The 9,969-nt window shown below is 44.5% G+C and carries 7 protein-coding genes and 3 tRNA genes; 4 read left to right on the top strand and 6 right to left on the bottom strand.

Annotation, left to right across the window (positions count from 1 at the left end):
- Window positions 1-202: 202 nt before the first annotated feature.
- Window positions 203-293 (bottom strand) — tRNA-Ser (locus tag KO533_RS22255).
- 221 nt (window positions 294-514) lie between these two features.
- On the opposite strand from KO533_RS22255, the gene KO533_RS22250 reads away from it, so the two are divergent.
- Both KO533_RS22250 and fabA read left to right on the top strand, forming a co-directional pair.
- Window positions 515-2,248, top strand: a complete 1,734-nt coding sequence (locus KO533_RS22250) for an AAA family ATPase (protein WP_113940941.1) — start codon at window positions 515-517, stop codon at window positions 2,246-2,248.
- A 74-nt stretch (window positions 2,249-2,322) separates the two neighbouring features.
- Complete coding sequence (gene fabA / locus KO533_RS22245) at window positions 2,323-2,838, top strand: bifunctional 3-hydroxydecanoyl-ACP dehydratase/trans-2-decenoyl-ACP isomerase (RefSeq protein ID WP_028759638.1); 516 nt, start codon at window positions 2,323-2,325, stop codon at window positions 2,836-2,838.
- A gap of 122 nt (window positions 2,839-2,960) precedes the next feature.
- Here the strand turns inward: fabA and rmf are convergent, their stop codons facing one another.
- The 5 genes from rmf to rlmKL all read right to left on the bottom strand — a co-directional run bounded on the left by rmf (window position 2,961) and on the right by rlmKL (window position 9,489).
- Entirely contained in the window at window positions 2,961-3,137 is a 177-nt protein-coding gene (rmf, locus tag KO533_RS22240; protein ID WP_006082074.1) for a ribosome modulation factor, read from the bottom strand.
- A gap of 187 nt (window positions 3,138-3,324) precedes the next feature.
- The gene (locus KO533_RS22235; protein WP_173497385.1) at window positions 3,325-5,157 is read right to left on the bottom strand and encodes a DUF3466 family protein; all 1,833 of its coding nucleotides are present in this window, start codon (window positions 5,155-5,157) and stop codon (window positions 3,325-3,327) included.
- Between the two features lie 28 nt (window positions 5,158-5,185).
- Window positions 5,186-7,111 carry an ABC transporter ATP-binding protein gene (locus KO533_RS22230; RefSeq protein ID WP_173497384.1) on the bottom strand — a complete coding sequence of 642 codons (1,926 nt, stop codon included), beginning with the start codon at window positions 7,109-7,111 and terminating at the stop codon, window positions 5,186-5,188.
- A gap of 1 nt (window position 7,112) precedes the next feature.
- On the bottom strand, window positions 7,113-7,367 hold the full coding sequence (locus tag KO533_RS22225; RefSeq protein WP_168827464.1) for a glutaredoxin family protein: 255 nt from the start codon (window positions 7,365-7,367) through the stop codon (window positions 7,113-7,115).
- Window positions 7,360-9,489 carry a bifunctional 23S rRNA (guanine(2069)-N(7))-methyltransferase RlmK/23S rRNA (guanine(2445)-N(2))-methyltransferase RlmL gene (gene rlmKL / locus KO533_RS22220; protein ID WP_131523278.1) on the bottom strand — a complete coding sequence of 710 codons (2,130 nt, stop codon included), beginning with the start codon at window positions 9,487-9,489 and terminating at the stop codon, window positions 7,360-7,362. Before rlmKL ends, KO533_RS22225 begins: the two co-directional genes overlap by 8 nt.
- A 257-nt stretch (window positions 9,490-9,746) precedes the next feature.
- Between rlmKL and KO533_RS22215 the strand changes: the two genes are divergently transcribed.
- Both KO533_RS22215 and KO533_RS22210 read left to right on the top strand, forming a co-directional pair.
- Window positions 9,747-9,823, top strand: a tRNA-Met gene (locus KO533_RS22215).
- A gap of 41 nt (window positions 9,824-9,864) precedes the next feature.
- Window positions 9,865-9,941: transfer RNA gene (locus tag KO533_RS22210), tRNA-Met, on the top strand.
- Window positions 9,942-9,969 lie beyond the last annotated feature (28 nt).

Below are 9,969 nucleotides of genomic sequence, written 5' to 3'. Positions count from 1 at the left end.
GCGTTTTGACTAAATATGGCGGAGGAGCTGAACTTAGAATGAGGAACCTTGGTTCAAATTGCACAAACAAAAAAGGCCATCATTACTGATGGCCTTTCTCGTGAATATGGCGCAGGAGCTGCGCTTCAAATCAGGAACCCAAGGGTTCAAACTGTATAAATGCAAAAAGCCGCTAATTGCTTAGCGGCTTGTTGACTAAATATGGCGGAGGAGCAGGGATTTGAACCCTGGGTGGGCTATAAACCCACGCCGGTTTTCAAGACCGGTGCATTAAACCACTCTGCCACCCCTCCGAACGCCGAAAATAATATAAGTATACCGCTAACTTGTAAACCTCAATTTTTAAATATCGAGTCAAATGCTCAACTTATGTTCACCCCGATGTTTTTTACAACAATTACATGTACAGTTTCAAGGAATAATCGAGTAAACAGAGGTAAAAACACCTATACAGTGAGAGACTTGTCGTCTTGGTATGGTAAAATCACTGCAACTTTTCACGGTAAATGCTTATATGAATTCACTCTTGATACCCACGTCTTCACTCGCACCTGAATTTAGCCTGCCAACCCTTCCCGAAACGGCTGACAATCTAAGCGCATTACTCTTAGGACAAGAGCGTGCTGTGGATGCGTTTAAACTCCACCAAGCTATTGTCGATCAGCACTTGTATCTAGCTGATTTCCCGAGCATTGACCGCCAATTAATGATCCAAGCCTGTATTGATAGCCTAGCGCCGTTATCTCCAGCTTATTTAGTGGCAACACGCCCGACTGACAAAGCGGCAACATTTCAGTGGCAATCAGAGAAACCACAGGAAAATCAGGTCAGTATTGCCGAAAAAACGACTCGCTATCGCTACCTCAGTGGTAATATTCGCCGTGTAGACCTCATTGGCCGTATGGCACAAACAGGAACAACAAGTCAGTATCAAGCTGGTGCTCTGGCCGAATGTCATTATGTATTTATTTGCGCCGAGTCACTTTGGAAACGTGAAGGTTTATGGGAATTAGTGATGCAAATCCTCACCCATAAAGCGTATCAGATTAGCAATAACTTAAGTCCTATCCCGCTCAATTGTAAAATTGTCCTTATCGGTGCAGGAATGATTTATAGCCAAGTCAGAACTGAGGATTGGCAATTTCAACGTCACTTTACCCTACTAGCAGAACTCGCTAGCGAAATCGACTTGGTCCGTTATACAGAATCACAATACGTCGCATGGTTGCAAGCGGTTGCACAAAGTGTCGAGGTCACTCTAGAACAATCAAGCCTAGCGCCACTTTTTCGTTATAGTGCACGGTTAACCGAACATCAGCGCCGCCTCAGTTTGTCTATGCTCGAGTTTGCCCAACTGATGGTACAAGCTAAAGCCTATTGTGGTAAACCGAGTATCAATGCGAGCAGTATTGAGCTCGCGTTAGCCCAAGCCAACTATCGTCATAACAGCTCGGAAGAGTATTCAGGTCAAAGCTTCGATGACAACTTCATAAATCTGCCAACTTCGGGTGCTATGGTTGGTCAGATCAATGGCTTAACTGTCATTGATGCCATCGATTACAGTTATGGTGAGCCTGCGCGGATCACGGCATCTGTTCACTATGGTGATGGTGAAGTCGCCGATATCGAAAGAAAATCTGAACTTGGTGGCAATATACATGCCAAAGGAATGATGATCCTTTCTGCCTGCTTGTACCGTATCTTTGGGCGAGATGCACCATTACACCTAAATGCCAATATCGTTTTCGAGCAATCCTATCAAGAAATTGATGGTGATAGCGCATCACTCGCCGAATACTGCTGTTTGATGTCAGCGATTGCCGAACAACCCATTATTCAGTCACTGGCAATAACTGGTGCATTAGATCAATTTGGTAATGTGCAAGCGATTGGTGGCATCAACGAGAAAATTGAAGGCTTTTTTAATCTGTGTGAACGTCGTGGTCTCACGGGAGAACAAGGCGTCATCATGCCCAAGTCGAACGTGTTACAGCTTAACCTCAATCCCAAAGTGATTACAGCTGTAGGCAAAGGCTTATTTCACCTCTATGCAATCGAGCATATGGACCAAGCTGTTGAGCTATTAATGCAAATGCCTGCGGGTGTAGCCGATGAAGATAATGATTTTCCACATGATTCATTATACGGCCTTGTGCAGGAACGATTAGACAAGCTCGCAGGAAATGGCGAGGAGGAAATCGGCATAATCACGAGATTACTCGCAAAATTGGGATTTTTTCGCCGCTAATTAGCTGATCGGAGTTGTTTAGCTTACACGTGTTCGCTAATCTTGGCGGCTCTTATTGCTGGAGTAGTAAAACAATGAACAAAGCAAACAGTTTCAATAAAGAAGAACTCATCGCCTGTGGCCATGGGAAATTATTTGGTCCAAACTCACCTCGTCTGCCTGTCGATAACATGCTGATGATAGATAGAATCGTTACTATCAATGATAATGGCGGTGAGTTTGGCAAAGGTGAAATTGTCGCTGAACTCGATATTAATCCAGACTTATGGTTTTTTGACTGCCACTTTATTACCGACCCGGTAATGCCTGGCTGTTTAGGGCTTGATGCCATGTGGCAACTCGTTGGCTTCTATTTAGGCTGGGAAGGCGCAGAAGGCAAAGGGCGTGCTCTGGGTGTAGGTGAAGTAAAGTTTACTGGTCAAGTATTACCAGGCGCTAAGAAAGTCACTTATAAACTCAATATCAAGCGTACTATTCACCGTAAACTGGTGATGGGTATTGCCGATGCAATCCTTGAAGTTGATGGCCGTCAAATCTACAGTGCAACCGATCTTAAAGTCGGTGTCTTTAGCGATACGTCTACATTCTGATCAGTCTTACTCCAATACACTGAAGATATCAGTACTGCAGATATAAAAATGCCCTCATCTGAGGGCAATATGCTGCATTACTTTGCTTGTTCTGGGCTATTTAATTAATGAGTAAAACTCAATTATTTATTAAATAGCCCATTAACTCGGCCATCCACACCTTCACGCCAACCGCCTAACCACTGCGATCGCGAATCAAGATTTGCATATGGACAGAGCTCCTTAGAGCGTCCACCAACCCCAGCTTGGAATCCTTTTGAAAAAGCTCTGTCTAAACGATCTCGTTTTTGTCTTTTCATGCAAGCGTCCTCTGTTCTACATAAAATAGAAGCAAAAGCTTCACCCATAGAAATAGTGCTTTTTGACGCCAAGATCAATCAAAAAATCGGCTATTATACTGACTATTTATTAAACTATTGAGATCTTAGCGAAAAAAAATCGAGGCATTTCGCCTCGATTTTTTTAGTCTGAATTGAAGCTTAAAACTTAACGAATTCGACGACGGAACCACACCAATGGCAAGGCAAATAACCAAGCTAACGTTGCCGCACCAGAACGCTCAAAATTACCGGTATCGGTACTATCTTCAACAGTACAAGCTTCACCACTGGTAGCCGGTTTAAGTACAACCATACGTGGAACATAAGCCGTTACAGGCTCGCCACTACCACTCAGCTCAAATAGCGGTAAGCCATTTTCACCAATAACTATGTTGCCATCTTTATCAAATTGATAAGAAGGTTTACGAATAAAAGCCGTACCTACGATAGTGCCATCTTCATTGATACTCGTACCTTCAACCACTAAAATATCAGCGTTATATTGAAGAATTTTACCCGAGCCATCCTGAACTTCGACCTGATGACGTGCCCAGCTACCATCGTTTGATTTTTCATACCCCTTAGACTCGCAGGTCAGCAATTTATTGATATTGCTAAACTCACCCGTCGACTTCTCATACAGGAAACCCGCTTTGGGGCGTGGCTTCTCTTTATCGTAAGTCGTTTCAACGTAACCAACTACTTGACCTTTATTGTTAATATCCTTGGGTTTACTCGAAAGATCCGTTGCCGTTGAGGCAAAATCATTAGGGGTTACATAGCCAACATCGGGAGTATTAGTATCAAAATAGAAAAACTTGTCGCGCAAATAACCTTGAATATAGCTACGATAACTACCGACAAGAATACCACTATCATTGATGTCATAGGCAATGGAACTTGAAATCGATTCGCCCATTGGGATCCAGTGGTATTTATAATTACCTTCGGCATCCTTAGCCCAATAAGCCGCATCTTGGTGCAACTTATCTGTATTGTTGTTACGATAAACGTGCGAACGACCAACAACCACGCCGTTATCATTCACGCCGAGCGCCTGAGCAGTAAAGGTTAAGGTGTTATCAGCTTTAGGCGTTAACCCTAAAGGCAACTCAATTCCCGTAGCGATATTATTGTCGATTTGCCATACATAGGCACGCGTCTGGTACTGAATGTTACGCGTACCCGTAGAGTTCGGATATTGCTCACGTTGTACACAAACATCCAATGGCAAAGTATTATCCGAGCCTAAACAATAATTAACACGATCACTACCATATTTACTGATAGCAGTACTGGCATAACCAGCCACTAAGTTATTATTATTAATAGCTGTAGCAGCAGACCATCCACCTAACTCTGCGGTTTTAGTCTTATCAGCATTAACAAATTGCGTGTAGGGAGGAACTAATGGAATTTCAGTGCTCCCCACTTTTACAACACCGCGGAACTCATAGTCGCGGTAATACCAATAATCATCGGTAACATCAGTAGTTGCAGTGTTCTCTGTTTTCTTTTCAGGCGCAGTCATGCTGCCCACTTTAATACCGGCATCATTAATACCGTAATAAAAGGTATCAACAGAGTTAATCACAGCAGTATCATTTGGCGGTGTAGTACCATTAATGCTGTCGAATGTCGGTAACCAAGCCCCAGCTGCACCATTTTCTGCAGCAATAAAAGCAAAGTTATTTGCAACAATGGCAGCGGTAATAGAATAAGTAATGGTTTCTTCTGGTGCGATACCGTCGGCAACATCAATCACGCCGCCTTCGACATCTGAGCTGCTGAGTTTTTTCTTACCCTTTGAAATACCGACTAATTCACCACTAGCATTTACACCTAAAGCATAACCGTTACGAGTGCCTTCAAGCGTGCCCTGCAGGTCATAATTATCGATATTAACGATTTCATAGACAGGTGCAGCATGGGCACTGTTTAATACACCAAGGACACCTAAGGCAACCAAGGAAAGGGCTTTATCCAACTTTGACTTCATTAATTCTATTCCCATTTTTATTATTGGTTTACTTCAGTGACTCAAGCTCTTCCCAACGCTCGAAGCAAACTTCCAATTGCTTTTCTTTATCAGCCAACTGACTCAATACCTGATTGACTTTATCCTGCGCCTGACTATAAAAGTCTGAATGTCCAATAGTGGTCTGCAATGCGAGAATTTCTGCCTCCAATTGCTCCATCACATTAGGTAGCGACTCTAACTCACGCTGTAGCTTATACGACAGTTTTTTTACCGCTTTCACAGGTTCTGCAGTTTTAACTTCAACGGGTTTAGTTTCAACCGCAGGAGCTTCGACCGCCTTTTGCGAACTAGGTTCCTCAGAATAAAACTTTGCCCCTTGGTTCACGGCATCTTGATAACCACCTACATACTCGCTCCAATGGCCATTACCCGCATACCACCAGCTACTGGTCACAGTATTGTCGATAAATGCCCTGTCATGGCTCACTAGCAACAACGTACCTTGGTATTCAGTGAGCAACGACTCTAGCAATTCTAAGGTCTCAATATCAAGATCGTTAGTTGGCTCATCGAGAATGATTAAGTTTGCAGGGCGAATTAATAACTTAGCCAATAACAAACGGTTCTTCTCACCACCCGACAGCGCTTTCACTGGCGTTCTGGCACGCATAGGCGAGAACAAGAAGTCCTGCAAATAGCTTAAAATATGGCGGTCTTGACCATTGATCGTGATGGTCTTTTTACCTTCACCAACGTTATCTTCAACGGTTTGCTCAGGATCTAACGCTTCACGATATTGGTCGAAATAAGCGATTTCGAGCTTAGTACCGACTTTAATTTCGCCCGATTGCGGTTGCAGCTTCTCGATTAACAGCTTGATCAAGGTTGATTTACCACAACCGTTTGGCCCAATCAGCGCAATACGGTCACCACGGATAACCGTCGTATTAAAGTTTTTAACCAGATTTTTATCGGGCAGATTGAAGTTAAGATCGGTCACATCAAAGACTAACTTACCAGAACGTTCAGTATCCGATACTGCCATTTTAGCATTGCCTTGACGATTCAGACGTTCACTTCGCTCTTCACGTAAAGCCTTAAGTGCGCGAACTCGACCTTCGTTACGGGTACGTCTGGCTTTAACGCCTTGACGGATCCACACTTCTTCATCGGCGAGACGCTTGTCAAACAAGGCATTTTTCTCGGCTTCGACGCGCAGCCATTCTTGCTTACCATCAAGATACATTTGATAGTTGCCCGGCCATGAGGTCACCACACCACGGTCTAAATCGACAATCCGCGTCGCCATACGGGCAATAAAGCCCCTATCGTGGCTGATAAAGACGATAGCGCCTTGATAATCGAGTAAAAACTTTTCAAGCCACTCGATAGTGTCTATGTCTAAATGGTTGGTCGGTTCATCAAGTAACAACAGATCTGGCTCGCTCACCAGTGCTCTGGCTAACGCCACTTTACGCTGCCAACCACCCGATAACTCGCTCAAGGATTTGTCAGGATCGAGACCTAACAACTCGCAGTTTTGTTGGATACGAGAATCTAACTGCCATCCATTATAGTGGTCTAAGGTTTCTTGCAGACCTTGCATTTCATTCAGCATACGATCCATTTGCTCGGGATCGGCATGGGCCACATCGTGGGACAGTTGATGATAACGCTCAAGCGCCTCGCCCACTTCCTTTAATCCCGCAGCAATATAAGCGTATACCGTGCCTTGCTCAGCCTTTGGCGGATCTTGTTGTAGACGGCTAACGGTCACATTACCAGCGATGTTGAATTCGCCTTCATCCAGCAGTACATCACCAGATAACACTTTTAATAAACTCGACTTGCCAGCACCATTACGGCCAACAATACACACGCGCTCACCGCGTTGAATAGTAAAATCCGCTTTTTGTAACAACGGAGTGTAACCATAGGCTAAAGAGCCACTATTGATACGAACCAGACTCAAACTAAGCTCCTGTAAACTCTTGTAATTGCGTTGCGTTAAATGGCCAATGTAATTCTCTACCATCCCAAGCTTTAAGCACAGGGATCGATACGCCATAACGCTGCGCGAGGTATTCATCGTCACAAATATCTATGGCCCGATAGCCAATGTCGGCCGCGTCCAGTAAGGCCGCGGCCAGTTCACACAGATGACATCCCTCTGTGTGATATAGCAGATAATGCCTATTATCTAATTCTGCTTGAGTCAACTCAGGCATGGGTGATAAGCCAAGTATTATGAATATGTGGATTACGTTTGTAGTCCATAGGCAAAGTCATGTCATCAATGTTCTTCACATTAATGCTCATCTTTGTCAGCGCCTCTATGTCCATCTTAAACTTACGTTTATTGTTAGAGAACACTAGCTCGCCCGTTGGGCTTAGCAGTTTCACTAAGGATGCCAGTAAGTTCACATGGTCTCTCTGCACATCAAATGAATCTTCCATACGCTTAGAATTTGAGAAGGTCGGCGGATCGATAAAAATCAGATCGTACTGTTCACGGCAATCACGGATCCACTGCATGCAGTCAGATTGAACAAACTCATACTGCTTACCTTGCAGTCCATTGAGTGCAAAGTTGTCCTTCGCCCAAGCAATATAGGTATTGGACATATCCACCGTCGTCACCGATTTAGCCCCACCAAGCGCAGCATGCACAGAAGCAGAACCTGTGTAAGAAAACAGGTTAAGTACACGGCGTCCCTTAGATTTTTGACCGACTAAACGGCGTGTCAATCTGTGATCGAGGAATAAACCTGTATCCAAATAACCGGTTAAGTTCAGTTTGAACTTAGCGCCATATTCGGTAGTGATAAGCTCTAACTTACGCTCATCCAGCTTTTGATACTGACTCGTGCCCTTTTGACGCTCACGGGTCTTCATGATCATCTTGTTCGGATTGATACCAATGGCCGACGGCAGTGCTAACAATACATCGCTTAAACGACGCTTGGTTACGGCTTCAGGTATAGTTGCTGGCGCCATATATTCTTGAATAATCACGTAATCTAAGTATTTATCTACTGCGACGTTATATTCAGGAATGTCGGCATCATAAATACGATAGCTGTCGATGCCTTCTTTCTTGGCCCACTTCTCTAATAACTTGGCATTTTTCTTAATGCGGTTAGCAAATGCAGGGGCGATATCGGCAATGTCGACGCCGTCTGGCAGCACTGGCGTATCACGACGTGTACTGGTCGCATGCAAGGTATAAATGTTAAAAGCACATTCTAGGGCACCGTTGAACATCTTCATCTGTTTGTCGGCTTTAAGCTTAAGTGATGATACCAGCTCGATATCACTACACAGCATGGCCACTTTCCAGCCGCCAAACTCTTTCTTAAACTTGTCGCCTAGCTGATAGTAAAGCTGCAATAACTCAGACACATTGCCTAAACGTTCACCATAAGGTGGGTTAGTGATCAAATAGCCACTTTCTGCAGGCGGCGTTATCGTCAACGCATCTGCAACTTGAAACTCAATTAACTCAAGTACACCGGCATTTTCGGCGTTACGTTTGGCTAACGCGACTAAGCGCGAATCGATATCTGAGCCGTAGAATTTAATCTCACAACGTTTCACGCCTAATGAGGCACGCGCTTTCGCTTCTTCAACGATTTCTTGCCACACGGCTTTATCATGACGACGCCAATGTTCAAACCCAAAACGGCTACGCTGTAAGCCTGGGGCAATATCGGCCGCCATTAAAGCCGCTTCAATCAGCACAGTTCCACTACCACAGAAAGGATCGAGCAAGGTCGAAGGCGCTGCTTGCCAGCCACTGCGTACTAACATGTTGGCGGCTAAGTTTTCCTTCAGAGGCGCTTCGCCAGTAGTAGAACGATAGCCACGTTGATGCAATGATGGACCAGAGAAGTTCATCGCAATCGTGATTACGCCATTACGAAAATGGGCATCAACTTTAAAGTCAGCATCGACGCGTGACACATTTGGGCGCTCAACGTCATCGTCCCGGAATCTATCCACAACCGCGTCTTTAATCTTGAGTGCGCCGAACTGGGTATTATTGATAAAACCACCCGTACCATGAAAATCGATACTAAAAGTGCTTTTATTGGAAAAATGCGCCGGCCAATCGACACAATAGGCGGCATTATAAAGTTGCTCTGCCGACTCGCAGCTGCCTTTATAGATAACCAACACGATACGGCTGGCTAAGCGTGTCCATAAAGTAATCCGATACGCTAAAGCTAAGGGGGCAGTGAAATACACACCAGCAACACTCTCTTTTACTTCAGTCGCACCAAATTCTGTCAGCTCTTGGGCTAAGCTATATTCAAAGCCCTTAGGGGCGGCGGCAAAAAAATTAAGCATGGGATAATCAGTACGCAGTCAAAATCAAAGCGACATTATACCTGCTCGAATACATAAAAGATAAACAGTTATTAGTCGAAACCCCATTTAGTCTCATCCTCGACTTAAGATAATCAACGAAAAATCCCTAACTTATGTTTAAATTGTATGAAAGCCCCCCACACCGCTTTATATTTAAGCGTTCACCACCTTTTTCGATCTTCGTCCTTGCAATGCCAAGGCGCTGCCGTTATAGTCTGCCCCGCTTTGAAGACGGACGCGGGATGGAGCAGCATGGTAGCTCGTCGGGCTCATAACCCGAAGGTCGTAGGTTCAAATCCTGCTCCCGCAACCATTTAAAAGCAAAATAGTAAAGTAATACAGATAGATATCGGACGCGGGATGGAGCAGCATGGTAGCTCGTCGGGCTCATAACCCGAAGGTCGTCGGTTCAAATCCGGCTCCCGCAACCACTTTCTATATGTGTTTATAAAGAGAAAC

The sequence above is a fragment of the Shewanella sp. NKUCC05_KAH genome (genome assembly GCF_019345585.1).
In the GTDB taxonomy this organism is placed as follows: domain Bacteria; phylum Pseudomonadota; class Gammaproteobacteria; order Enterobacterales; family Shewanellaceae; genus Shewanella; species Shewanella oncorhynchi.
The sequence above is the reverse complement of the archived record's forward strand: the minus strand, read 5'-3'. Positions and strand labels throughout refer to the sequence as shown.